Annotated in this window: 32 protein-coding genes and 1 tRNA gene; 11 read left to right on the top strand and 22 right to left on the bottom strand. The window is 45.2% G+C overall.

Annotation, left to right across the window (positions count from 1 at the left end):
• Positions 1-266 precede the first annotated feature (266 nt).
• The 6 genes from BWI44_RS01190 to BWI44_RS01165 all read right to left on the bottom strand — a co-directional run bounded on the left by BWI44_RS01190 (position 267) and on the right by BWI44_RS01165 (position 2873).
• Positions 267-536 (bottom strand): hypothetical protein, encoded by a 270-nt coding sequence (locus BWI44_RS01190; RefSeq protein WP_286810498.1) that lies wholly within the window; start codon positions 534-536, stop codon positions 267-269.
• A complete protein-coding gene (locus BWI44_RS01185) occupies positions 526-729 on the bottom strand; it encodes a hypothetical protein (protein ID WP_195209815.1) in 204 nt (67 codons plus the stop codon). The genes BWI44_RS01190 and BWI44_RS01185 overlap by 11 nt, the downstream gene beginning before the upstream one ends.
• Before the next feature lie 260 nt (positions 730-989).
• Positions 990-2183 (bottom strand): DUF4373 domain-containing protein, encoded by a 1194-nt coding sequence (locus BWI44_RS01180; protein ID WP_229036240.1) that lies wholly within the window; start codon positions 2181-2183, stop codon positions 990-992.
• A complete protein-coding gene (locus BWI44_RS01175; protein ID WP_286810494.1) occupies positions 2164-2439 on the bottom strand; it encodes a hypothetical protein in 276 nt (91 codons plus the stop codon). The genes BWI44_RS01180 and BWI44_RS01175 overlap by 20 nt, the downstream gene beginning before the upstream one ends.
• A complete protein-coding gene (locus BWI44_RS01170) occupies positions 2406-2645 on the bottom strand; it encodes a helix-turn-helix transcriptional regulator (RefSeq protein WP_195209813.1) in 240 nt (79 codons plus the stop codon). The genes BWI44_RS01175 and BWI44_RS01170 overlap by 34 nt, the downstream gene beginning before the upstream one ends.
• Positions 2646-2660: 15 nt before the next feature.
• A complete protein-coding gene (locus tag BWI44_RS01165; protein WP_195209812.1) occupies positions 2661-2873 on the bottom strand; it encodes a tyrosine-type recombinase/integrase in 213 nt (70 codons plus the stop codon).
• Between the two features lie 301 nt (positions 2874-3174).
• On the opposite strand from BWI44_RS01165, the gene BWI44_RS01160 reads away from it, so the two are divergent.
• Positions 3175-4407: a site-specific integrase gene (locus tag BWI44_RS01160; RefSeq protein WP_195209811.1), complete on the top strand. Its 1233-nt coding sequence runs from the start codon at positions 3175-3177 to the stop codon at positions 4405-4407.
• 26 nt (positions 4408-4433) lie between these two features.
• On the top strand, positions 4434-5756 hold the full coding sequence (locus tag BWI44_RS01155; protein WP_286810492.1) for a site-specific integrase: 1323 nt from the start codon (positions 4434-4436) through the stop codon (positions 5754-5756).
• 256 nt (positions 5757-6012) lie between these two features.
• On the opposite strand, the gene BWI44_RS01150 is transcribed toward BWI44_RS01155, so the two are convergent.
• From BWI44_RS01150 to BWI44_RS01135, 4 genes are read right to left on the bottom strand one after another with little or no spacing between them, the layout of a single operon-like run.
• Positions 6013-6306, bottom strand: a complete 294-nt coding sequence (locus BWI44_RS01150; RefSeq protein ID WP_195209809.1) for a helix-turn-helix domain-containing protein — start codon at positions 6304-6306, stop codon at positions 6013-6015.
• A 58-nt stretch (positions 6307-6364) separates the two neighbouring features.
• A complete protein-coding gene (locus BWI44_RS01145) occupies positions 6365-6667 on the bottom strand; it encodes a DUF3876 domain-containing protein (RefSeq protein WP_195209808.1) in 303 nt (100 codons plus the stop codon).
• A gap of 10 nt (positions 6668-6677) precedes the next feature.
• A complete protein-coding gene (locus BWI44_RS01140; protein ID WP_195209807.1) occupies positions 6678-6995 on the bottom strand; it encodes a helix-turn-helix domain-containing protein in 318 nt (105 codons plus the stop codon).
• Positions 6992-7291, bottom strand: coding sequence for a DUF3408 domain-containing protein (locus BWI44_RS01135; RefSeq protein WP_195209806.1), 300 nt, complete (start codon positions 7289-7291; stop codon positions 6992-6994). Before BWI44_RS01135 ends, BWI44_RS01140 begins: the two co-directional genes overlap by 4 nt.
• A 491-nt stretch (positions 7292-7782) precedes the next feature.
• On the opposite strand from BWI44_RS01135, the gene mobA reads away from it, so the two are divergent.
• Positions 7783-8232: a conjugal transfer protein MobA gene (gene mobA / locus BWI44_RS01130; RefSeq protein ID WP_195209805.1), complete on the top strand. Its 450-nt coding sequence runs from the start codon at positions 7783-7785 to the stop codon at positions 8230-8232.
• A gap of 69 nt (positions 8233-8301) precedes the next feature.
• Here the strand turns inward: mobA and BWI44_RS01125 are convergent, their stop codons facing one another.
• The 8 genes from BWI44_RS01125 to BWI44_RS01090 all read right to left on the bottom strand — a co-directional run bounded on the left by BWI44_RS01125 (position 8302) and on the right by BWI44_RS01090 (position 12897).
• Positions 8302-8625, bottom strand: a complete 324-nt coding sequence (locus BWI44_RS01125; RefSeq protein WP_195209804.1) for a helix-turn-helix domain-containing protein — start codon at positions 8623-8625, stop codon at positions 8302-8304.
• Between the two features lie 129 nt (positions 8626-8754).
• Positions 8755-9174, bottom strand: a complete 420-nt coding sequence (locus BWI44_RS01120) for an RteC domain-containing protein (RefSeq protein WP_195209803.1) — start codon at positions 9172-9174, stop codon at positions 8755-8757.
• Positions 9128-9367, bottom strand: coding sequence for a hypothetical protein (locus BWI44_RS01115; RefSeq protein ID WP_028728303.1), 240 nt, complete (start codon positions 9365-9367; stop codon positions 9128-9130). The genes BWI44_RS01120 and BWI44_RS01115 overlap by 47 nt, the downstream gene beginning before the upstream one ends.
• A gap of 13 nt (positions 9368-9380) precedes the next feature.
• A complete protein-coding gene (locus tag BWI44_RS01110; protein WP_028728304.1) occupies positions 9381-9740 on the bottom strand; it encodes an MmcQ/YjbR family DNA-binding protein in 360 nt (119 codons plus the stop codon).
• A 5-nt stretch (positions 9741-9745) separates the two neighbouring features.
• Positions 9746-10210 (bottom strand): DUF4440 domain-containing protein, encoded by a 465-nt coding sequence (locus BWI44_RS01105; protein ID WP_044192541.1) that lies wholly within the window; start codon positions 10208-10210, stop codon positions 9746-9748.
• 144 nt (positions 10211-10354) lie between these two features.
• A complete protein-coding gene (locus tag BWI44_RS01100) occupies positions 10355-11230 on the bottom strand; it encodes a helix-turn-helix domain-containing protein (RefSeq protein WP_195209802.1) in 876 nt (291 codons plus the stop codon).
• Between the two features lie 309 nt (positions 11231-11539).
• Positions 11540-12607, bottom strand: coding sequence for a site-specific integrase (locus tag BWI44_RS01095; protein WP_229036239.1), 1068 nt, complete (start codon positions 12605-12607; stop codon positions 11540-11542).
• Between the two features lie 219 nt (positions 12608-12826).
• Positions 12827-12897, bottom strand: a tRNA-Gln gene (locus tag BWI44_RS01090).
• A gap of 219 nt (positions 12898-13116) precedes the next feature.
• On the opposite strand from BWI44_RS01090, the gene rsfS reads away from it, so the two are divergent.
• From rsfS to BWI44_RS01075, 3 genes are read left to right on the top strand one after another with little or no spacing between them, the layout of a single operon-like run.
• Complete coding sequence (gene rsfS / locus BWI44_RS01085) at positions 13117-13476, top strand: ribosome silencing factor (RefSeq protein WP_022392711.1); 360 nt, start codon at positions 13117-13119, stop codon at positions 13474-13476.
• An 8-nt stretch (positions 13477-13484) separates the two neighbouring features.
• Positions 13485-15533, top strand: coding sequence for an ATP-dependent zinc metalloprotease FtsH (gene ftsH / locus BWI44_RS01080; protein ID WP_286810479.1), 2049 nt, complete (start codon positions 13485-13487; stop codon positions 15531-15533).
• Positions 15534-15545: 12 nt separating this feature from the next.
• A complete protein-coding gene (locus BWI44_RS01075) occupies positions 15546-16385 on the top strand; it encodes a phosphatidate cytidylyltransferase (RefSeq protein WP_004293757.1) in 840 nt (279 codons plus the stop codon).
• A gap of 96 nt (positions 16386-16481) precedes the next feature.
• Here BWI44_RS01075 and BWI44_RS01070 read toward each other — a convergent pair whose 3' ends face one another.
• From BWI44_RS01070 to BWI44_RS01055, 4 genes are all read right to left on the bottom strand, one after another.
• Positions 16482-17225, bottom strand: a complete 744-nt coding sequence (locus BWI44_RS01070; protein WP_039953193.1) for a NigD1/NigD2 family lipoprotein — start codon at positions 17223-17225, stop codon at positions 16482-16484.
• Between the two features lie 97 nt (positions 17226-17322).
• Positions 17323-18471: a lipid-A-disaccharide synthase gene (gene lpxB, locus BWI44_RS01065; protein ID WP_286810474.1), complete on the bottom strand. Its 1149-nt coding sequence runs from the start codon at positions 18469-18471 to the stop codon at positions 17323-17325.
• Between the two features lie 46 nt (positions 18472-18517).
• A complete protein-coding gene (gene surE, locus BWI44_RS01060) occupies positions 18518-19282 on the bottom strand; it encodes a 5'/3'-nucleotidase SurE (protein WP_195553466.1) in 765 nt (254 codons plus the stop codon).
• A 361-nt stretch (positions 19283-19643) separates the two neighbouring features.
• A complete protein-coding gene (locus BWI44_RS01055; protein ID WP_244999119.1) occupies positions 19644-20744 on the bottom strand; it encodes a DUF418 domain-containing protein in 1101 nt (366 codons plus the stop codon).
• 154 nt (positions 20745-20898) lie between these two features.
• Between BWI44_RS01055 and BWI44_RS01050 the strand changes: the two genes are divergently transcribed.
• The 5 genes from BWI44_RS01050 to BWI44_RS01030 all read left to right on the top strand — a co-directional run.
• A complete protein-coding gene (locus tag BWI44_RS01050; RefSeq protein ID WP_118363985.1) occupies positions 20899-21378 on the top strand; it encodes a DUF456 domain-containing protein in 480 nt (159 codons plus the stop codon).
• A gap of 468 nt (positions 21379-21846) precedes the next feature.
• A complete protein-coding gene (locus BWI44_RS01045; protein WP_004289088.1) occupies positions 21847-22614 on the top strand; it encodes a ParA family protein in 768 nt (255 codons plus the stop codon).
• 46 nt (positions 22615-22660) lie between these two features.
• The gene (locus BWI44_RS01040) at positions 22661-23548 is read left to right on the top strand and encodes a ParB/RepB/Spo0J family partition protein (RefSeq protein WP_286810467.1); all 888 of its coding nucleotides are present in this window, start codon (positions 22661-22663) and stop codon (positions 23546-23548) included.
• Complete coding sequence (locus tag BWI44_RS01035) at positions 23549-24400, top strand: DUF5683 domain-containing protein (RefSeq protein ID WP_286810464.1); 852 nt, start codon at positions 23549-23551, stop codon at positions 24398-24400.
• Positions 24401-24446: 46 nt separating this feature from the next.
• On the top strand, positions 24447-25478 hold a 1032-nt coding region (locus BWI44_RS01030; RefSeq protein ID WP_286810462.1), incomplete at its 3' end, for a lytic transglycosylase domain-containing protein.

Raw genomic sequence — 25478 nt, 5'->3', positions numbered from 1 at the left:
ACCACTGCCCCTCCGGCCGCAGGGGAACACTTCCGGTACCATCCGCAGAACTGAGAGCAATTCCTTCCGTCGATAAGATCTTCCTGAAGCAATATTGCTATCTCTGCAGCCGGAGGATCCTGACGTCATCAACGAAGCTGAGCAAGATATTGCTATCAATCTCCGGCAGCCGGCAACTCTTCCCGGAAAGAAAATGCTATCAACTTTACCAGGTTCCAAGGCGATATCTCCGGAACAGTTGCTATCACCCCTACCGGAAAGCACCGTTATTCCCGCAACGCCACCGCTTCCAACCGCCGCAACGCCTCCACATAAACGCACACCGCCCGCCGCATCTCCGCCGCATCCCGCTGCGCCTGCTGCTGCTTCGCTACGTCCTGCTTGTAGTGTTCTACGAACCTCGGATACTCCCGCATCACGTACTTCAACGCCTCGCTTCCCGTTGCCCTGCCCGTCAGCGCCTTCAGCGCATCCAGCTGGGCGGCTTCCTCCGCCGTCAACCTGATGGTGAGTGTCGATACCTTCTCACTGCTCATGAGCCACCTCCTCCCTGTTCATCCGTTCTGCCCGGCTGAAAGCCTCCGCATACGTGGCGCACCTCACGCCGAAGCGTTCAATCTTCACGCCGCATGCCGTCACCTCATGCGCTACACACCAGCCCCGGCGCATCTTACGGGGGTAATACTTGCAGCCATCGCAGGCGGCCGCTTTCGTTTGATTCTGTTCCATAATACAACGTTTTTCACCACCTTTGCCTTTGGCTCCGGCGGGTCGATTTTCAATAAATCATCCTCAATGGCGAATGTCATTCGTCAACGCATCATCAAGCTACAGCACGCTGTAGCCTCGTTTTTCTCTGGTATTCCACGACGTTTGACGAGAAAAAAGCGTTTGGTTCGTCAAAGGCTCGTCAAAGGTTTCGTCACGCTTCGCCCGGCCTTCTCCATCACTCCGGATTTTCTTCCCGTCACTCCGGGTTCTCTTCTCCGTCACGACGCCTCCGCAGGCTTCGCTTTCCTAAGCTGCGCCATCAGATACTTGCCGGGCATAGTTATCTTGCCTTTGCTCCGCCGCACCTCCGAAATCGCCTCTTGCAGCACCGATTCCAGCCCCGCCGCCGCTTTCAGCACCCGCTCGATATCGTAGCTGGACACCTTCACCTCCTTCAGCAACCGCCGCAGTTCCGCTCCGGTGTCCACCGTCTGAGGCCTGATCCGCAGCCTTCCCGCCGCCACCAGCGAGCGCAGCGAGGGCATCACGTAGCCGCCGAACGTATGCCGTCCGCCGCTCGCCTTCAGCTCTTCCACCAGTTGCCACACCGGAGACGCCTCCGCCTCTATGCCCTCTACGGTGCATATCCACCGCCAATCCTGCTCGATGCAGCCAACGGACTGCAACAACAGGCGAAGCCGTTTCCTGTTCCTGGAGAGCGAAGCCCCGTCCGCCTCCTCATGGGGGGAGTCAGAGGAGGGTTTAGTTTCACTTAGCTTAGTATTAATAACTTTGTCGGATTCTTCCGGAGTTTTTCCGGAAGTTTCCGGAAATTTCTGGAAACCTTCCGAAACGTCCCTCGCTTCTGCCGCCTCCAACTCTGCCAAAACAGCGGTGCCAATACCCTGAGGCGGTGTTTCTTCGGCAACTGCCACCGCCGCCCGCCGTGGCGTTTCTTCTTGAGGCGACGCCGCCGCCTCACTTCCGCCTTCCGCTTTCGCGGCCATTCTCCCGGGAACAATCCGCATCGCCGGAAACTCTTCTCCGGGGAAAAGCGAAGGCAGCGGAGGCGGAGCCGGAGCCACCTGCTCGGCGGGTACCAAGCGCAGACCTTCTTCAATCACCGCCGCCTTCTTGCACACCTTGCAGATGTCGATGTACCGCGCCTGAATGCTCCGCCCGGTCAGCACTCCTTTTTCCTGCCACAACTGCGCATTGAACAGCCCGATTTCGGCACAGTATCCGATAATGGCCGTCACCTCTTCTTCATCGATGTCCCAGTACTCCGACACATCGAACAGGTGATCTTCGGTAAACTGCAGGAAGTACCCCCGCACTCGGTAAATCTCATTCAGCACATACTGATACACGGCGTAGCCGGTGCAGTGGTAGCGTTTCTTCAGTCGCTTGATCTTGATGTCCTGAAAGCGGTCGGTTTCCGCCTTGTAGTAACTAAAGCCTTGTTTCGCCATCTTCCGCCCCCTCTCTCTTTATACCGTTACAAAGCAATACGGTATCCAGCATTTCAGCCGCGCAGAAGAAACCGCTCTGTTCGCCGCTATACACGCCTTCCAGATACACACAGTCTTTCTCCTTGTACTTCTTCCGCTTCTCTTCACACTCCTGTTCAAGCACCCTCAGCCTTTGCAACAGCCTGGCCAAGTCCTCATGCAATCTCTTTTCATCTACCATGACTACCCCCTTTCCGCTATGAGTTTCACGAGACACGCCTCGATCTCTTCTTTCTTATACAGATACGTCTTCCCAAACCGATAACAAGGCAGCGTACCATTTGCCCGCATCAGCTTCAGCGTGGAATTGCTGATGCTGAAAATCCGCGTTACATCCGCACTGCGCAGATACTCCTTTCCGTCCATCTCCGTCAATCGTTCGGCTGCATCCAGCGCATTCTGTTCAATGAGTTTCTTCTTCATGATTTACATATTAAGTTATTGATTACTTGCTTTTTTGAGAGATTCTTTCTTGGCGTACGCCTCTTTCAAGACCGACATATCGTCCATTACCTTTTTATCCAGCACCTTGGCATAGATTTGCGTCGTGGTGAGACTGGCATGCCCCAGCATCTTCGACACCGTTTCAATCGGGATTCCATGTTGCAGGGTGATGGTAGCTGCGAAAGTATATACAGAAAAGGTAATCATTAGCAATAAGACGTAAAGCGCAGATAATCATGTATGTTTGTCGTTTGTAGTCGTTAGCTGTCTTTCCTTGAAAAAGAAAAAAAGAATGTATTCAGGCAGTAGTTCCGTTGCTTATCCGTTACCCTTTTTAGAGGTCGGCAACAGGCAGAAAAACAAGGAATTAGGACGGATTTCTGCAAATCGGCTCGTTTCTCTCTTTCTGCTGTCCTTATTAGACCTTTGAATGGTCTGTTTGTCAGTGTATTGCATCATTTCAAATAACTCTGTTGGAAGTAATTTTATCAACTTAAAAAACAGAGATATGAAAACAGGTTTGAAAGTGCATTTCTATTTAAGAAAGACCGATGAAAAGAAAAACGGTGAGTGTCCCGTTATAGGAAAAATCACCATCGGAAAAGATGTTGCGCAGTTTAGTGCAAAAGTTACCGCCAAAGCATCCCTTTGGGATATTGTTTCGGGCAGGGTAACAGGCAAGAGTAAACACGCATCGGAAGTAAACACCACACTGGATAAAATAAATGTGGCAATAAACACGAGTTACCGCAAGTTGCAGGAAGAAAAGAACACTATCACCGCAAGCGAGGTGAAAAACGCTTTTCAGGGCATCGCAGCCGGGCAGGAAACACTAATCAGATACTTTGCACGCCACAATGAAGAGTTTAAGAAGCGTGTAGGCGTAAACCGTGAGTTATCCACACAGGTACAGTATGAAAACTCACTGAACCATCTTAAACGGTTTATGTCGCTCAAATGCAAGCTGTCGGATATTCCATTTACACAGCTTGATTTCTCTTTCATCGAGAAATACGATTTTTATCTGCGTGTGGAACTGAAATTGAAGCCCAACACGATATTGGGCATCATGCGCCATTTCCGCAAAATGATAAAACTTGCCATTGGCGAGGGGATTATAACCCGTGACCCTTTCGAGGGCTATTCACCTGAAAGACCGAAAGCCGAACAGAAATACCTGACACGTGACGAACTGGAAAAGATAATGATTACACCCTTAGACCACCCTTGCAGGTACTTAACCCGTGACATGTTTTTGTTTTCTGTCTTTACAGGTTTGGCGTACAGGGATATTTGCAACCTCACGGCAAGAAATATTGTAAGGGCTTCGGATGGTGCATTATGGATAGAAACTACCCGGCAGAAAACCGGAACGCCTTGTGAAATCCCCCTGATGGAAATTCCCCTGCAAATCCTTGACAAATACAAGGGCTTAGCCCCTGACGGCAAACTGCTACCGATGCAAAGTTGCGGCAGGTTGAACAAGAACCTGAAAGTTATCGCCAAGTTATGCGGACTGAAACGGAAACTCATCTTCCATGCCGGAAGACATACCTACGCATCCGAAATTTGCCTGTCGCAAGGAGTACCGATAGAAACTGTCAGCCGCATGTTAGGACACAGGGATTTACGTTCCACACAGATATACGCCAAAATCAGCAATGACAAAATATCAGAGGACACCGACAAACTGGAAGAACGGATAAAAGATAAATTCCGGTTGGTCAGTATAGAGCAATAAATACATCATACTAAATAACTATCAATATGGAAAAGAATATAAAAGCCAAAAGAAGCACCTTTGCTGTCTTGTTTTATCTCAACACATCCAAACGTAGAAAAGACGGCACTTGCCCGATAGTGGGACGTATAACGGTAGATGCGAACTCCGTACAGTTCAGCACGAAAATAAATCTTTCTTCCCCTGATTGGGATGCAAAGAAAGGACGGGCGAAAAAAGAAAGAAAGGAGCTTTCCGAGATAAACCGGACGCTTGACCGTTTGGAAAAACAGGTAAAAGCCCACTATTCCCGGATAGTGGAAACAGAGGGGTATGTAACAGCCGAAAGGGTAAAGAACGCCCTGAACGGTGTAGGTGAAAAGGCATCCAGCCTGTTACAGCTATTTGAGGAACATAACACCGAATTTGAAAAGCGTGTAGGCGTAAACCGGGTTTATGATACTTACTATTCCTATTTACTGACGTTCAAACACCTGTCTAACTTTATCCGCCTGAAATACAATACGAAAGACGTGCCGTTAATCAGCCTGACACATAAGTTTATAAATGATTTTGATTTCTATTTGAGGGTAGAAAAACGGATGCAGGCAAGCACCGTTTTAGGGCACATGATTTCACTAAAGAAGATAATCACCCGTGCCATCAATCAGGGAACACTAAGGCGTAACCCATTTATGAACTATGTAGCGGAACAGCCCTTGAAAAAGTACAGGCATTTGACGGAAGATGAATTTCAGAAGATACTCACCACCCCGATAGCGACTAAAAGATATTACCGCACAAGGGACTGGTTTGTCTTTTCGTCTTTTACGGGGCTGTCTTATGTGGATATGTGCGCTTTGTCGGTTGATAACCTGATAACGGAACAGGACGGCAGCACATGGATAAAGATACCACGCCAAAAGACGGGGACGGTATGCAGCATCAAACTGTTAAGTATTCCTTTGATGATTATTGAGAAGTACAAGGACGAGCGAAAAACGGACAAGGTTTTTAATATGATAAGCCTTTCCAATATCTGTATTAACCTGAAAGAAATAGCCAAGTTATGCGGCATAGAACGGAATCTGACCTATCACATGGCACGCCATACTTATGCGACCCAAACGTGTATCTCTCAGGGAGTTCCGATAGAAACGCTCTCCAAACTCATGGGACATAGTTCTATTCAAACGACACAGATATACGCCAAAATCACCAATCAGAAAGTAAACGAGGACATGAAGAAACTCTTTACCCAAGTAAGCGGTAAATACCAAGTGCTTGAAAGTGACATTACTTCGGAGATAGCGCACAAGAAATTTCCCCACTGGTTGAAAGTGAAACAGATATTTCCTGAAAAGAAATAAGATGCCGATTTTCCGTATTGGGTTTACTGTCCGGCTTTCCTGCTTTTTCCGAAGCTGAATAAAACATTAACAAAGGTAAGCTCCGCATTCCGTCCGTTCAAGCCCAAGCCCTACGGGTTTGAAAGAAAATCTCCACACCTGCGCTACGCTCCGGGTAGTATTTTCTTCCAAAGGCTTGCACAGACGGAATACTACACTGATAAAGTTAATGTTCTTAGTCAGTTTCGGAAAAAAATGTGTTTTTAAGGGTAGCAGATTATTCCTGCCGTTCTTTATTATAGTAGGTCTGCAAAAGCCGTTCTATATCGCTTTGACGGTAGATTATTTTACCTTTTATCTGAATGTAAGGGATAACACCCGTATCTCTCCATTCTTGCAGCGTGCGGATGCTTACTTTCAAATATTGGGATGCTTCCCGGTTGCTTAGAAACTTTTCACCGTTCAAATGCGGTCTGCTTTCCTTTGCCAGTTTACCGATACCCTCTAACATTCTTTCCATAGACTGAAAGAAATCCTTAATTATCTCACTATTGCCGTTTATCAGTTCCATATTGTTACATCGTTTTATTGATTTATAATTGGTTTGAATGATTGACATATATCACCTGTCAATTACGCAAATACTCGCCATAATAAGAAATGGAAAGACTGTCTTTCACCTTGTCGTAGCCGATATAAAGCCGTTTAAAGGCTGAAACGATGAAGTAACGGCTATCTTCTTTCTGTATCTCGTAAGTGGCTGGTTGCGCCTGTCCGTTGTCCGATACATGGAGCATCGAAAGCAGATACTTTTTCTTGCTTTGGTATATCATTACCGTAGGGTGAAGATTTAAACTTTCCCATGTACCGACAATAGCCGGTAGGGTGAAAGATTGGTTTACTTCTGAATTGACATTTTGTTTTCTTTTCATAAGGCGATGCTTATTTGTTGGTTGGTATATAGTCGTTTTTCTTTCCTGAAACATGGTTTACTGTACATTCTGCAACCAGTCTTTCAATATCGGTAGATTTATAGTACAGCTTATTCCCGATTTGGGAGTAGCCCAGTTTACCACTGTCCCGGTAGTTCTGCAAACTTCGGATGCTGATACCGAACAGGGCACACACTTCACGACCTGACAGCCATTCATCCGGCTGACGGGTATTCTCTTTGCAAATCCGTTCCACCTGACTGACGAAACCGGAGAACCGCCCACACACCTGTTTAAAGGTCTGTTCCTCGATAGTTACGATATTCATACGTCTTTCTCTTTTGGCTGGTTGAATATTCCTTTCTGCATTTCTTCCCGGTAGAGAGCCGAAAGAACATCATTGTGCGTACTTAAATGTTCTTCCAGTACGTTATCAATGAAATTTCCGATGCTTACCTGTTTGCCCGTAATCACACCTACAATCTGCATGATACGTTTCTGTATCTCTCCGCTTATGTACACGCTTTGACGGTTGCAAACCGACCGTTTTTTAAGGAACACCGATTTATAGCTGTCCTGTTCCTTGCTTGCTGTTTCCTGTAATGATTGTTTTACTTCTTCCATGCTTTCAAATTTTAATGGTTGATAAATAGCTTGATTGATTTCTAATACTGATTGAAAGGGAACAAGCCAATTTTATAGCAGTGTTTCCATATTTCTAAACGGTTTTCAAACAAGGTTTAAAGTCATATTCAAACCTTGTTTGACTGCCTTATACATTGCTACCATTCAATCAATTTTCAGCAAAGAAAAGGGTAAAAACAGATGCTTTTAAAAATGGGGTTACTTTGTCCGCTTCTGTCCCCATTTGGCGTAACAGGGTATATTTCAGGGGTAAATTGCTGTCTGTAATTTTGCAACTAATAAATAGACCAAGAGAAAAGCTAAACCGCTTGCTTTGCCAATCTGACCGTAGGGAAGATTTTTATGTTCATTAGAACATAGCAAGTTGTGTTTTGAGGCACGCACTTCGTTTTTTGTGCCTTAAAACCTTGCCACCTTAAAAGGTAGTTAGTTTTACTCCGAAGTCGTAAAACCAGTAAATAATTATCATTATGGAACAGAAAAAGAAGCCATTTAACAAAGGTGGGCGCAAGCCTAAACTTGACCCACGAACACACCGTTATTCTCTGAATTTGGACGATGTGGAGAACGCCAAGTTCTTAGCTTTTTACGACCAGTCAGGCTACAAGGTAAAGGCGCATTTCATTAAGAACTGTATCTTTGGGAAGTCGTTTAAGGTGCTTAGGATTGATAAAAGCAAGGTTAATTATTACATTCAACTTTCCCAACTGTTTTCACAATTCAGGAGCATAGGCATACTGTATAACCAAACAGTGAAAGAGATTCATTCTAATTTTGCGGAAAAGAAAGCGCTTGCCCTACTTTACAAACTGGAACAATACACTGTTGAACTGATAAAGACGAACCAACAGATTATTGCGCTTACCAAACAGTTTGAAGCATCTTATAAGGAAGAGGGGATAATATCGGCAGAGAAATAAGTAGAGGTTTGCCAAAAGAAAAAACATCCCGGAACTGCCACGTGTACAGTTTCGGGATGAATTTCAGCTTTACTTATTCGCTTCGTGTTCTTTCTCGAACTTTCGGAGCGTACCCACATCGAACCGTTCCTTTATGAACTCACGCACATCGGAAGCCCGGTAGTAGGCTTTTCCGCTAATCATCATAAAGGGCAGCAGTTTTTTGCTTCTCAATCTCTGCAATGTCCGTGTACTTACTTTAAATAGCAGGCATAAATCCTGATTATCCAAAAGTTTGTCATTCGGCATCACTTCGGGGTTGGTCTGCAAACTCTTTACATCTTTGCCTACTTCATCCAGTTTATCAAGTAGCTTTTGCATCCAGTCTTTGAACTCGTAATTATCTACATACATATTGCTTCATTTTTCAGATTATACACTAATGATTACCAATCGATTGATGAAGCAAAGTTCGGAAAAGGGAAGCAAACAAATTACAGGGTAGCATACGCTACCCCGTATAAATTGATGCTAAACACCTGATTATCTATACCCTTTATTTTCGTGTTCTTTTCGAATAAGGTTTGCCAGTTGATTAAGGAACTCTGTTAGTTTAGCTGGTTTTCGCTTGATGACATCCATGTGCTTTTGATGGTAATCACCCAACTTGATATTGAAAAGCCATTCAAAGGCTTTGCCTAAATCCGTCAAATGAACGGGTTTGCCATTCTGATATATTATACGCTGGGAAAGAAATAGACCGCTGACAATTTCCATGATATTGATAAGGCTTGTTTTATCAGCTAAATGGAGAGGAGAAAGGAATAGCTTATTTGCGTGTTGCTCGAATTGTTCGGGGTATTTGATATGCAAATTCACTATGCGTATTTCTGTTTTGATTAATTCTATTGCTTCATCAATTAAATGCAAGTAGGGCATTTTTTTCTTGCTCAAACCGTACACGATACGATTTAAGACGATGCAAACCAAAAGAGAAATAACGAAGTAAAACGCTATAATCCTGTTCGTTGATACTAAAATCGGCTAAATGGGTAGCCAATTCCTCAATAGCTTCTGTAAACTCTGTTACATAAACTTTACGCTGCGAGTATTCCGATAATAAGCGGAAAAATCTCTGTTCTAATAATCGTTTCATTTTGCAATAAATACTATTTTTGACTACCATTTTTAGATTTATTTTTCAGATAAATTAAATGGTGTGATTCTTTACAAAGTCTTTTTATCTCATAGTCTGATATATCATTATTAAATTGGATACTAATCCAGTATTTAAGACTTGAATTAAAAGGCATACCTACTGCGTTATATCTCGCTTTTAATTCATCAATTTCTATTGGGTTACATTTAATTGTACACTTATCGAATTTATTTATGTCTAAAAAACAAAACATCTTACCTTTTACATAAAAGGCAAGAATATCCTTTGCCCAACGAAATGCCCCAAAGGGCATTTTTTCAGTAACGTTGGGTAAGGATAAACAAAACTCTCTAAATTCTTCTATGTTCATTATAATTATACAATTTCTTTTTCTACTCCGAATTTTTTATCCATTGGTCTGATAAATGACCATGTAGAATGAATAACATGCCATTCTCCATTTGTTTCTTTTTGAAAGACCTCGATACAATTATATTCCATGTCGATAAGATTTGTTTTGGCAAATAGCTGATAAGTCAAAACCGCCATGTCTTGCCCTAACTGCACACGGGCATTACGGAAATCATAGCTATCAGCAAAAAGTTTTCCTTTGATTGTATTCAAGAACTCAACGATAGTAGCATGATTATCGACACGTTCAGTAACCACTGCATCAAAATAAGTAAAACTACGTTTTGACCAAAGATTTTCATATCCTGATGTATCTCCTTTGAACCATTTGTCGAGCGCTTCTTTCTCCAATCCGATAATATACTCAGCAAGCTGACACTCTTCCTCATTGTTGTACTGCCATACAGCAGTTGCCTTTTGTTGTTCCATATTTTTCTTTTTTAAAAGGTTTGTAATAATACAGATAAATGATAAATAACACATAATCTGCATGTTGAATAATGGATGCAAAGGTAAAGGGAGTTACTTAAAAAACTGTTTCACAAAACAGGAAGTATATTTCACTATTCGGGACTATTGCCGATTACGTTCACGAAATTGACTGGGAGTACATCCCACATTTTTACGGAAAAGACGTACAAAATAGGATGTAGTATTAAAATGAAGCTTTTCGGAAATCTCTGTTATTGACATAGAAGTATAAACAAGAAAACGCTTTGCTTCATTGATTGCACGATTTAAAATATATTGCTTGGTAGATATACCAAGATGTTGACTAACTATCTTGTTCAGATAATTGGGTGTAATGCATAGAGTGTTTGCATAATATTTTACGTCGGTGTGTGTATCAAAATTCTCATCCACATATTTCTTAAAAGCTGAAATATAGCGGAGTGCGGCAATTTCCGTATCGGTATTAATCGTAGTGGTGATGTTTTCTGCTCTGTTCATTAATGTAAGTGTTTCATAAAGCATTGCTCTTAATAAATGTTGGTCTTTATTTGAACTATTGGTATCAATTTCTGATTTCATATTCTTGTACAGATAAACAAGTCTTTCAAATAAGTCTTTTCCAAGATACAAGAAAGAAGATGGACGGTCGGGATGTAAAAAAATAAATTTGTTCAGGAACAATGGGTCATTGAAAAATGACAGTAGAAACTCTTCTTCGAACAGTAAATGTATGCCTTTTAGTTTATAATCTGCCGACCATGTCCAAATATCACCGGGACGGGAACATGCTACCATCCCTTTTCTAATGCACTGCTTATGGTCGTTTATAGCAATATCTTCCTCACCATCCGTAAACAAGATAATACTATAAAACGATGTACAGTACGTGGAAGTCTGACTAATATCCGTTTTCATTGTATCAATGTCAATCACGTCTATAAGTAATTCACTTCCATATTTGTGTTTATAGAATTTATATAGAGGTATTAGTTTCATATTATTCTTTTAGGAAAATTCTATTCTAATATTCTAAGCATTTACAAAGTTACGCAATTATCCGACAAGTAATCTGAAATAATCTTCAAAACTTCTCTTTGTAGTTTCTACATTTAGCTTGAAAAGACTCTTATACGTAAAATAGTAATTAAGAAATGATAGTCATTATAGCCATTTTCTAAATATTTGTGTATATTTGCACCAATTGATGAATGTTATTTGAAACGGTGTACTTTTAGGTAAAGATAGGAAAAAGGCACGTTGCTAATCCGTTACCCTTTTTTAAAAGATGCTTTATAATAATCTGTATTACAAATAGATATGTTTTAATGCAATAGTTGTTGCGAAGGTATGGCGTGCCATATGGAAGGTAACATCCTTTTTCACGCCCGCAACCCGGGCTATCTCCTTAAGGCATCGGTTTGTGGCCTGGTTGGTCAACATCGGGAAAAGCTTCCTCCCCTCCTCGCCTGCCGGACGATAGCAATCGAAGCCGTCCAGTATCTCTTCCGCCGGAGGCAACAGCGGTAACGACACGCGCAGACCTGTTTTCTGCCGGTTAAAGTGCACCCATCGTGAACGGTCTATCCCTATCGTGATGTTCTCCCGCGTCATATTCACCATATCTATATAGGAGATGCCGGTATATACGGCAAAGAGAAACATATCGCGCACCACTGCATAGGATGGCTGCAACACAGCATTCTTTATTTTCTCCAGTTCCTGTTCGTCCAGAAATCCCCGCTCCACCTTATTCTTCTTGGCATGAAGTAGGCAGACCGGGTTCGTAGATATCCAATCGTTCTGCAACGCCAGATTCATCACCCGCTTGAGTCGCTGGATGTGCTTCATCGCTCCGTTCACGGTGCACAACCTTGCCGCCCCTTCCCTCTTGAATCCTTGGAGGTAGGCGTAGAACTCCATTACAAAGGCTTTGTCGATGGCATCTACCTTGTAATCAGAAAGTTTGTAGCGTACTTTGACGAAACGCAGGAGTAGTCTTTCTGTGACTTCGTACAGTAAGTTCGTGGAGGGTTCGAGGCTCTTTCCGTCGATAATGCGATGATACTCAAAGAGAGCCGTCAATGTGGAGTACTCACTTTTGTCGTCTTCGAAGGTCATGCGGAAGTTCTTGATATCGATTTCCGCGTTTTTTTTGCGCAACTGCCTGAGCGTATCTTCAATCTTGATACGCAGGTCGTTGATTATCCGGTTCGCGTCCTTTTCCTCTGCCGTCCGTCCGCTGAAGCGTTGTGCCTTGGCATCCCAGCCCTTCAACGGTGCGCAGAAGTTCGCATTAATTTCGTATCTTTGTCCTGCAATGGTAACCCTGCAAAACAGTGGCGATACGGTTCCTTGTGTTCTCGTGCGGCGCATCCAAAACCTCGCCGAGAACGTGTTCTTCTTCCCTTTCATTGTCTTTAGTTTTATTTAACGTTTCTGCAATCTGAAAGAGGGAAGTTTTAGGGAGTATCGCCACCGAATCGCCCACCGAATAACCGCATTAAAAAATTCGGACAGGTCGAAAAAGTGCCAAAAAAAACCCGCTAAATTGTGATTTTAGCGGGTTTTTGTCTTAAATAAGCTGTAAGGGAGTTGGGCTACCTGGATTCGAACCAGGAATGACAGGACCAGAATCTGTAGTGTTACCATTACACCATAGCCCAATAACAGGTCGTTCCCGTTTTGCGGTTGCAAAGATACAAAGAATTTGATAATCCAAAACAATTTCGCGTATTTTTTTTCTCTAAATTCTGCTAAGATGCCGTATGCCAAAGAAATATATACCTAAAAAAAATCAAAAATTAAAAGACTTTTCCTCTTTTAGGTGTTTCATACAAGAATTCAGCGTATATTTGCCAACTGTTTAATTTTAATAATAAGTAATGAACGAAACAAAGAAACTCATTCAACAAATAACTGAAGGTATACAAGATAAAAAAGGAAAAAATATAGTTATAGCAGATCTTTCTAAAATTGGCGATACTATCTGCAATTATCTCGTCATTTGCCAGGGAAACTCCCCAAGCCAGGTGACCGCTATTGTAGAATCCGTAAGAGAATTTACACGCAAAGGTGCCAACAGTAAACCATTTGCGATAGACGGATTGCGCAATGCTGAATGGGTAGCAATGGACTACTCGGACATACTGGTTCACGTTTTTCTGCCCGAAACGAGAGACTTCTACAACCTGGAGCATCTCTGGGCCGACGCCAAATTAACCAAAATACCTGATATTGATTAATAAGCCCTATGGACAATAATAATAACGCTAACAAAAAGCCCAATAAGGTCAATATGCCCAAGTTCAACCTGAACTGGTTGTATATGATCATAGCCATGATGCTTCTGGGCTTGTACCTGACCAACGAGAATAGTACAGGTACGAAGAACATATCTTATGACGAATTCCAGCAATATGTACGCAACGGCTATATGAGTAAAATCATCGGTTACGATGATAACTCGGTAGAAGCGTATATTAAGCCGCAATATGTGAAGAATGTATTCCAGGCAGACTCCAGCCGGGTAGGTAAGAATCCGATGATTACTACCGAAGCCCCCTCTCGCGAGAGTCTGGGAGACTTTCTGCAAAAAGAAAGAGACGAACAGCATTTCGACGGTTCCATCAATTACGAAAAGAAGCGGAACTACTTCGGCGTAGTGCTGTGGCAGATTCTACCTATTGCTTTCCTGATTGGTTTCTGGATTTTCATGTCACGCCGCCTGAGCGGTGGTGGCGGTGGCGGCGGTGGCGGCATATTCAATGTCGGTAAGTCACGCGCCCAACTGTTTGAAAAAGGAACTCCTGTTAAAGTTACTTTCAAGGATGTAGCAGGACTTGCCGAAGCCAAACAAGAGGTAGAAGAAATTGTAGAGTTCCTGAAAGAACCGCAGAAATATACAGACCTGGGTGGTAAGATTCCCAAAGGTGCGCTGCTTGTAGGCCCTCCGGGAACAGGTAAAACCCTGCTTGCCAAAGCTGTGGCAGGTGAAGCCAATGTACCGTTCTTCTCACTGGCCGGCTCTGACTTCGTAGAAATGTTTGTCGGTGTAGGTGCATCCCGTGTGCGCGACTTGTTCCGCCAAGCAAAGGAAAAAGCACCCTGTATCGTGTTTATCGATGAAATTGATGCCGTAGGACGTGCCCGTGCCAAAGCTGCCGCAATGGGTGGTAACGACGAACGCGAAAACACTTTGAACCAGTTATTAACTGAAATGGACGGTTTCGGTTCCAACAGCGGTGTTATTATTCTTGCCGCAACCAACCGCGTGGACGTTCTGGACAAAGCATTGCTGCGTGCCGGACGCTTCGACCGTCAGATACATGTAGACTTACCGGACGTGAACGAGCGCAAAGAAGTATTCGGTGTGCACCTGCGTCCTATCAAGATAGACAATACGGTGGATGTGGAACTGCTGGCCCGCCAGACTCCCGGTTTTTCCGGCGCCGACATTGCCAATGTGTGCAACGAAGCAGCCTTGATTGCTGCCCGTCATGGAAAGAAGTTTGTAGAAAAGCAAGACTTCTTGGATGCGGTGGACCGCATTGTAGGCGGCTTGGAAAAGAAAACTAAAATCACTACCGAAGAAGAACGCCGTTCCATCGCCATACACGAAGCAGGCCACGCCAGCATTTCCTGGTTATTGGAATACGCCAATCCTCTGATTAAAGTAACAATCGTTCCACGCGGCCGAGCCTTAGGTGCAGCTTGGTACCTCCCCGAAGAACGCCAAATTACGACCAAGGAACAAATGTTGGATGAGATGTGCGCCACTTTGGGTGGACGCGCCGCAGAGGATTTATTCCTCGGAAGAATCTCAACCGGTGCAATGAACGACTTGGAACGCGTAACCAAGCAAGCATACGGCATGATTGCCTACCTAGGCATGAGCGACAAGTTACCGAATCTCTGTTACTACAACAACGAAGAATATTCTTTCAACCGCCCGTACAGCGAGAAGACCGCCGAACTGATTGATGAAGAAGTGAAACGCATGGTAAACGAACAGTACGAACGCGCCAAAAAGATTCTCTCCGACAATAAAGACGGCCACAACCAATTAGCCCAGCAGTTGATCGACAAAGAGGTAATCTTTGCAGAAGATGTGGAAGCTATTTTCGGCAAACGCCCATGGGCTTCCCGCTCTGAAGAAATCATCAGCGCCAGCAAGACTTCCAAAGAACTGAAAGAAGCGGAAGAGCAAGAAGCCGCCAGAGCCGAAGAAGCAGAAAAAGAGGTGAAAGAGGAAGAAAGCCGTAACACAGAAGCCTCCGATAATACCGAATCAAAAAATTAAAACGAGAACACCTTGAAAAATAATTTCATACAACGTGCGATTACGGGTGCATTATTTGTAGTCATATTGGTGGGCTGTATTCTTTACAGCCCCCTCTCATTCGGAATCTTATTCACTATCATCGCCGCATTGAGCGTACATGAATTTGCTCATTTGGTAAACAAGAGCGGTGAAGTCAGTATCAACAGAATGATTACCGCTTTAGGCGGAGCCTATTTATTCCTTGCACTCATGGGATTTTGTACATCAGCCATCGATGCGCGTGTATTTCTTCCCTACTTGGGGCTGTTGCTCTATTTAATGATCACAGAACTATATCTGAAAAAGAAAAATCCCATTGGCAATTGGGCATACTCCATGCTAAGCCAGTTATATGTGGCCTTGCCTTTCGCATTGCTGAACGTACTTGCTTTCCAGAACTCACCGGAAACGAGCAGCGTAACCTACAATCCCATCCTGCCCCTTTCTATCTTCGTGTTCATCTGGTTGAGCGACACAGGTGCCTATTGCGTAGGGTCCTTAATAGGCAAGCATCGTCTCTTCGAGCGTATCTCTCCTAAAAAGTCTTGGGAAGGCAGCATAGGTGGCGCAGTTTTTTCCATTGCTTCATCCTTTGTTTTCGCCCACTTCTTCCCGTTTATATCCATGTGGCAATGGGCAGGCCTGGCCGTTGTTGTGGTTATCTTCGGCACTTGGGGAGACCTGACCGAATCGCTGATGAAACGCCAATTAGGCATAAAAGACTCCGGCAACATTCTTCCGGGACATGGTGGGATGCTCGACCGTTTTGACAGCGCTCTAATGGCTATTCCAGCAGCTGTATTCTATTTGTATATACTATCAATGATCTAATAAAGAATCACCAAACGGATAAGACATAAAAAAGGGCATAGAGGTTGATGTGAATATCTTTCCTCTATGCCCTTCACTCTTACTATTAAGAAATACCTATTTCAACTGCATCTTCGACAAATCAAGTTCCTGTATATTTTTTGTATTATCCTCACTGTTCTTAAAGTCAAATACCAACTCCACTTCATCATTTACTTCCGAATTAATCTTCAGTTTGATACCTTGCGTTTCAGAGGTAATATTCAGGCTATTCAGATTATAGGATACCGCCCCTGGACTGCGCAATCCGGTCAGGTCATCATAGTTATTATAACGGAGTTCCAAATGTATGTAGCCATCCTCCCCGTACACTTCCGCATCGTCTTGCGAGCGTACCAGACTGATACGATGTTTCTTTTCGGAAGGCAGGTTCTGCTGGAATACAATATTCAGATACCCACCACTGATCCCGATATCTCCCTTGAATATCGCAACAGGGTCATTACCGAATTCTTCCTCAGTCTCAGGAGTTAAGGTTTCAACCTCTTTAGTCAATACGTCATATAGGCGCAAAAGCTTCACAGCGTGGTCGTATCCGTCAAACCCGTCGGATAAAGGATTGAATATAGTAATTACACGCTTTCCGTCGACAGGCTCGTACCATCCTAAATCCGTATTTACAGGCCAAAGCGTTCCCCACACATCACAGTCCAGATAGAAAGCATTTCCGGTGACACGCACCGTAGCCCACAACGGCGGGGTGAAGTCACCGATTGAATACCCGTCGTTGTCATCACAGGATTGCAGCGCCGGCATTACAGCCAGGCAGACTACCATAAATAACCAATGTAGTTTTCTCATAATCAAAGTCCTTTCGTTTGTTTCTGTATAGAAAATACAAAAGCCGGGCATTTACTGCACCGGCCATTTCCCTTTTAACAAGAAATTAAATATCATCCTACTTTTTAAAACTTTTCTCAAGCAAAGCCACCATTTCTTTGGCAGCTCGTCCGGGTGCTCCCGCTTCGCCCAAGCGGGACGCCATGTAGTCGTAACCGGAGAGCATCTGCCGGCGGTATTCCCCATCATAAAGGATGCGCCGGAGTTCCGCGCGTACCTGCTCCACCGTCATGGTGTCGGCAACCAGTTCTTTCACAACTTCCCGATCGGCAATGAGATTCACCAGGGAGATATACTTCACTTTCAAGACATGCCGCTTCAGAAAGGCAATCACCTTCCCTATCGGCGTATGATAGCACACTGCCTGTGGCACCCGGAACAAAGCGGTTTCCAGCGTCGCAGTACCTGAGGTGACCAATGCAGCCTCCGCATGCCGGAGTAAAGGATAAGTGCGGTTAAAGATTATCTTCACATCCGAGTTGCCGACATATTCTTTGTAATATTCCGGAGAAATGCCCGGAGCCCCCGCCAGCACCAACTGATAATCGGGGAACGAAGCTGCCGCCCGGATCATATCCGGCAGATTATCTTTGATTTCCTGTTTACGGCTACCCGCCAGCAAAGCGATAATAGGTTTTGAAGAAAGGCCGTTGGCCAGCCTGAACTCATCCGGCGTTTCCGAACAAGCAGCCTGAAAGGCTGTAACCTCATCCATTGTCGGATTACCTACATAATGTATGGGATACCGGTGCTTGCCCTCAAAGAATTCCACCTCAAACGGAAGAATAGAGAACAACTCGTCTATATCCCGTTTGATGTTCTTGATGCGATACTCCTTCCATGCCCATATTTTGGGAGAGATATAATAAAATACCGGAATTTGCGTGCGAGCATGAATAAACTTGGCTATATTCAGGTTGAAGCCCGGATAGTCCACCAATATAAGTACATCCGGTTGCCAGGCCACGATATCCTCCTTACAGCGTTTCATATTGGCGAAAATAGTGCGCAAGTGCAGCAAGACGGGAATGAAACCCATATATGCCAATTCCTTATAATGCTTCACCAAGGTTCCGCCTACCGCCGCCATTAAGTCGCCGCCGAAAAAGCGGAACTCCGCCTGCGGATCCTCCGTCTGCAAAGCGCTCATCAGGTGGGACGCATGCAAATCACCGGAAGCCTCGCCGACAATCAAATAATACTTCATACGCGCTTATGTTTAAACATCCTGTACAGTCTGAACGGCAGCCCGCTTAGAACCACGTTTTCAATTCATCTATCAATCCATACGCAGTTACATCTACGGTGGTCGGGGTGATTGCCACATAGCCGTTTTCAAGTGCCCAATGGTCACTCTTTTCATTACCGGTTTCAGCATCTTCAAATTCTCCGGTCAGCCAATAATAGTGCGCATCTCCTCTGTGGGCGAAATTCTCCCACTCATTGATCCATTGCCCTTTGGCCTGTTCGCAGACTCTCACCCCTTTCAGTTCTTTGGTATCGGGAAAGTTGACATTGAGACAAGTCAACGGTGGCAATCCTTTTTCCAATACCCGGCGGGCTATCTCACGAATATACGTTCCTGCCGGTTCAAAATCGGCATCCTGGTCGTGGTTGCATAGTGAAAAACCGATAGAGGGCACACCTTTCAAGCAGCCTTCGATGACGACCCCCATTGTACCGGAATAATGCACATTGACAGAAGAGTTGTCACCATGGTTAATGCCGCCCACAACAAGGTCGGGTTTACGGTCGAGCACTGTATGAAACGCCAGTTTGACACAGTCGGTCGGCGTGCCGGAACATTTGTAAACCGTCAGCCCCACATCCTTACGGAGCAACTGATAGCGGATAGGCTCCGTCACAGTCAGCGCACAGGCACTGCCCGAACGGGGTGCATCAGGCGCCATTACCACAATCTCGCCCAACGGACGGAGAAACTTTATCAACTCACTAATTCCTTTCGCAATGATGCCGTCATCATTGGAAACCAATATTAAAGGCCTTTGATTTTCCATATTTCTAATTGTTTTATTATGATTTTATCCGCACTCATACCATTAAGTCTTCATCACAGGCAACACAGAATCTCACAGAGTGTTCTCTCTTCTTACAAAGAAAAAGGATACTGTCGAAACCGCATCATGCCCTCACTGAGGCTCTATGCACTTTGCAGTGAGATAAATCCTCGATTTATCAGCCGACGATACTCATACGGACAATCACTTAATTTATTGCTCACAAAATTAGCGAAAAAGAAAGAAGCCGGCAACCCTTTACCCGCTAATTTTCCCGATGCACAAAACCCGGAGGAGCCTGTCTTGTCCAACATCCACACAGTCAGGCTGGTGCAGACGCCACGCCTTTGCCGCAGCCACCCTACTTCAACCACGTGAGACGATGCCACACAGCCTCAAGCGGACCTTGCCTATGCGTCCTGAGCCACCGGCGGCAGAACCATATTTGAGCAGACATTACCCCCAGACCCACTACGAAGCTCCATGCAATGCCCAACGTTGATGCCAGCCCTAAGGCGTAGGGAAAGAATATCAGACTTCCGATGATTGACTGACTGATGTAGTTCGTGAGACTCATCCGCCCATAAAAACGCAGTCCGTCGGTCATTCTGCCAAACACGTCGTTCTGATACAATATCACGAACATAGAAACGAGCATACCGGTAAAGGCCATATTGTACCACATCGTCAGGATGATCTGCAAAGCATCCGCAGCAGAAGTCTTTGCAACATAAAGCAGAAAACTCGCAATGAAGCTCCCGACAAAAGTCTTCACCCAAAAACCTGCTCCACGACTAAAGTAATCTCCCCGCGCAAGAATCATCCCCAAAATAAAAAGTCCCGGGGCCTGCAACAACCGTCCCGTATCGACAGCCCAAAACAGACTTGCCAACTGCCCTATACCTGCATTAGCCACAATCATGTCCCAAAAGTTGCCCGAATCGGTAACAGTTTTCAGCGTAGGATAATAGGTGTCATTGAGCAATGTGGGTATAAAGTCGATGCCGAAACATTCCAGCAATTCAATCGGCTGAATCAAAAACAGCGATGCAATGAGCAGAAGATTTCTTTGGGAAAGTTTGCGCAACGGAATCATAACAAACCCCATTATCGCAAAAAGCAGCAGCACATCGCCTCCGGGAAAGAATGCAGCATTGAGGGTGGCAAAAAACATCAGTATGACCAGCCTCCATGCGAAACGTCCTCCGAAGTCGCCGCCTTTAGCCTCTTGGTTTCGCTGCTGGACAATGAACGTGAATCCGAAAAGAAGAGCGAAAACCGTATAACTCTTTCCGGCAAAAATGAAGAACAGAGCGTCCCAGACACTCTGATTGAGCAATTCTGCCGTTTTGGATGTCGCTTCCGGATAGACACCGTAAATAAAATGTTCCACAAAATGCAGCAGCATAATGGCAACTACCGCAAAACCTCTGAGAGCGTCGACCGAGTCTACGCGTTTCATTTGGGGGATTTGGTTCATACAATCATTTTTCATTTTGCAAAAATAAGAAAAAGAAGAGTGATTTCCCGCAATAAATTCCTTCGTAAAAGCATATAAGTATTATTTTTGCTCGCAAAACGGAGAAACTTGGCGTTTTTCCAAAAACATCGGCGCTATGGACATTCTGTTTATTATCATAGGTATTCTCTGTCTCCTCATCGGCCTGGCAGGCTGCTTCCTGCCCGTAATACCCGGTCCTCCCGTTGCTTATGCGGGATTACTGCTGTTGCATTTCACCGACAAGGTGCAATACTCCACCACCCAATTATTGCTATGGCTGCTGCTCGTCATCATTTTACAGGTGCTCGACTATTTCATCCCCATGCTGGGCAGCAAATATAGCGGAGGAACACGCTGGGGAACGCGCGGATGCCTTGCAGGAACAATCATCGGACTGTTCTTCATGCCCTGGGGCATTGTCCTCGGCCCGTTTTTAGGAGCGTTTATCGGAGAACTCCTCGGCGGCAAGGAAACCCGCCAGGCATTAAAGTCCGGAATGGGTTCTTTGTTTGGTTTCCTGTTCGGCACAGTGCTGAAATGTATCTTATGCGGATACTTCGCGTGGGAATTCGTATCAGCGCTGGTACAGCAATAAGCAGCTTTCCTCATCCTTCAATCCCTTTATTCATGCGGGATAGAGATCAACCGACAACAAGCGGATTTTTTACGCACAGTCCATCATCAGTTTATTCCCATTAAACTTCCGGTTTATTAGGCATAAACTCCCGGTTTATTCCTAATAAACCGGGAGTTTATCTTAAGTAAACAATAAATAAACCAAGTGAAAGGGGAATTTCCACCTCCCAATTATTGCTTTAGAAATCTTAATCTTCCGCAAGCGAGACAAAAAATCTGCTTCATTTCAAGATAAATACGTATATTTGCTCACTAATCAGGAAAAGAAAGCCTAAAGCACACGCTTTTAGACTGAAAAAACGGAATAAGCCACCCGGGAGTTATTAACAAAACAGGCGACTTTTCAACCGTTTTTGCAATCTTTCTCCTTTTTAGTAGGTGCTATTCGGAATTATCACTTATTTCGCTGCCAATAAACATTGAAATTATGGGAAAAATAATTGCTTTGGCAAATCAAAAAGGTGGTGTAGGAAAAACAACAACGACCATTAACCTCGCAGCTTCTCTCGCCACGCTTGAAAAGAAAGTTCTTGTTGTAGACGCAGACCCCCAGGCAAATGCCTCATCCGGGTTGGGCGTAGACATCAAGCAGGCAGAATGTACTATCTACGAGTGTATTATAGACCGCGCCAATGTGCGGGATGCCATTCACGACACAGAGATTGATACATTGAAAGTTATTTCCTCCCACATCAATCTGGTAGGTGCCGAAATAGAAATGCTCAATCTCAAGAACCGGGAAAAGATACTGAAAGAAGTGCTCGCCCCGCTGAAAGAAGAGTTTGACTATATCTTGATAGACTGCTCTCCGTCGTTAGGGTTGATCACAATCAATGCGCTTACGGCAGCCGACTCGGTCATCATCCCGGTACAAGCCGAATACTTTGCTTTGGAAGGTATCAGCAAACTGCTGAACACCATTAAAATCATCAAGTCCAAGCTGAACCCCGCGCTCGAAATCGAAGGCTTCCTCCTGACGATGTACGACTCGCGCCTGCGCCAGGCCAACCAGATTTACGATGAAGTGAAGCGCCATTTCCAGGAACTGGTATTCAGCACCGTCATCCAGCGCAATGTAAAGCTGAGCGAAGCACCCAGCTACGGGCTTCCCACAATCCTGTACGATGCGGACTCCACCGGAGCCAAAAACCACATCGCACTGGCCAAAGAGTTAATCAGCCACAACGAGAAGTAATATCCCGCATGGCAAATGTAATAACCGTAAAACAGTAAAGAAATAGATGGCACAGAAAAGAAATGCACTTGGACGCGGGCTGGATGCCCTGCTCTCTATGGATGAGGTGCAGACCGAAGGCTCTTCTTCTATCAATGAAATAGAATTGTCGAAGATTGCCGTCAATCCTAACCAGCCCCGTCGCGAATTCGACCCAACAGCGTTGCAGGAGCTTGCCGAGTCTATTGCAGAAATTGGTATCATCCAACCCATCACCCTGCGCAAGCTATCCGACGATGAGTATCAGATCATTGCCGGCGAACGTCGCTTCCGCGCCTCACAAATAGCCGGGCTGACAAGCATCCCTGCCTACATCCGTACGGCCGACGATGAGAATGTCATGGAAATGGCACTCATCGAAAACATACAGCGCGAAGACCTGAACTCCGTAGAAATAGCGCTTGCCTATCAGCACCTGCTGGAAGAATACGGCCTCACCCAAGAACGCCTCAGCGAACGCGTAGGAAAGAAACGCACCACCATCGCCAATTACCTGCGTCTGCTGAAACTGCCGGCTCCCATCCAAATGGGCCTGCAGAACAAACAGATAGACATGGGACATGCCCGCGCCCTGATAACGCTGGGCGACCCCAAACTGCAAGTGAAGATTTTTGAAGAGATACTGGAGCATGGCTATTCCGTCCGCAAAGTAGAGGAAATAGTAAAGTCCCTGAATGAAGGCGAAACCATAAAAAGCGGCGGCCGAAAAATCGCGCCCAAACGCTCCAAACTGCCCGAAGAGTTCAACATGCTGAAGCAGCAACTTTCCAGCTTCTTCAGCGCCAAAGTGCAACTGACCTGCTCCGAGAAAGGCAAAGGTAAAATCAGTATCCCGTTCAATAACGAAGAAGAATTGGAACGTATCATCGGCATCCTTGATACGCTGAAAAAATAAATGACGAAAAGAAGAAAAATATACCAAATCAGTATCGCCCTGCTGCTCTGCTTCATACAGACGGCAGGGATTGCTATGTATGGTCAGAGCCGCCCGCGCGCCGCTTCCAAAAGGATACACAGGCTGCAGGCAGACTCCCTCCATACCCTGCGGAAGGCTGTACAGATGCAAGCCGACAGTCTGACTCCGACAACGGACAAACCAATGCCGCATCAGGCTGTTACGCCCGCCGACAGCATTGCCACCGCCGACAGCATTGCAGCCGAAAATAAGAAAAAATTGCTGGAAATGACCTCTTCCCCCACCCTGCAGGAACAGGAAGTGCCGACCGACAGTCTGCATAAAGAGATAAACAGGAAGATGTGGATTCCCAACCCCACGAAAGCAACCTGGCTGGCGCTTGTGATCCCCGGAGGAGGGCAAATCTACAACCGGAAATATTGGAAACTGCCCATCTTCTACGGCGGATTTGCCGGTTGCGCCTATGCCCTGACATGGAACAGCAAAATGTACAAGGACTACTCTACCGCCTATAAAGACGCAATGAACGGCAATATGCAGTCCAGCAGCATCACCGACCTGTTGCCGCCCGGATATACAATCTCCGAAACCCAATTGAAAGAATTGCTGCGCAAGCGAAAAGACACTTACCGCAGATACCGCGACCTAAGTATCTTCGCTTTCATCGGAGTCTACCTGCTGTCTGTCATAGACGCTTATGTGGATGCCGAATTATCCAATTTCGACATAACCCCCGATCTCAGCATGAAGGTAGAGCCCGCCGTCATCAATACCCAAACAAGCAATTCTTCCAACCGCTCCGTTGGATTGCAATGCAGCTTCAGATTTTAAAGAAACAAATAAAACAGATTTATCCATGACAAATAAACCCGCATACATGAGAAAAATAATCATAGGTTCCTCACTTCTGTTCAGCATATTGCTCGCAGTTCCACAGGCACACGCCCAGGAAAGCGTAGACGTAATCATTCACGACAACGGGACGGAACGCCGGGAAGTTATCGACTTGCCCAAAAGCATGACCTACCCCGTAGACAGTCTGCTCAACGACTGGAAAGCCAAAAACTATATCGATTTGGGAAAGGATTGCAGTACCTCTATCGTAAATCCTGAGTTCAGCGACTCCATATACATCGACCGGCTCTCACGCATGCCGACCGTCATGGAAATGCCGTACAACGAGATTGTACGCAAATTCATCGACATGTACACCGGACGCCTCCGCAATCAGGTGGCTTTCATGCTGAGCGCCTGCAACTTCTACATGCCCATTTTTGAAGAAGCCCTCGACACATACGGCTTGCCGTTGGAGCTGAAATATCTGCCTATTATCGAGTCGGCCCTCAATCCCTCTGCCGTATCCCGCGCAGGCGCTTCCGGACTATGGCAGTTCATGCTTAATACAGGCAAAATATACGGACTGGAAAGCAACAGTCTGGTGGACGAACGCCGCGACCCGATTAAAGCTACCTGGGCCGCCGCACGTTATCTCAAAGACATGTATGCCATCTACCAAGACTGGAACCTGGTGATTGCCGCCTACAACTGCGGCCCGGGAACAATCAACAAAGCCATTCGACGTGCAGGCGGCAAAACGGACTATTGGGAAATCTATAATTATCTGCCCAAAGAAACACGAGGATACGTACCCGCCTTCATTGCCGCCAACTACGTAATGACTTACTACTGTAAACACAACATCTGTCCCATGGAAACCAATATTCCGGACGCGACAGACACCATACAAGTGAACCGTAACCTGCATTTTGAGCAAATAGCCGATGTCTGCGGCATCAACATGGATGAAATCAAAAGCCTGAACCCCCAGTACAAAAGAAATATCGTTCCGGGTGACAGCAAGCCCCATACACTCCGCCTGCCGATAAACTATATCAGTACTTTTATTGAC

The organism is Bacteroides sp. Phil13, from assembly GCF_001940965.1.
Lineage (GTDB): Bacteria > Bacteroidota > Bacteroidia > Bacteroidales > Bacteroidaceae > Bacteroides > Bacteroides intestinalis.
The sequence above is the reverse complement of the archived record's forward strand: the minus strand, read 5'-3'. Positions and strand labels throughout refer to the sequence as shown.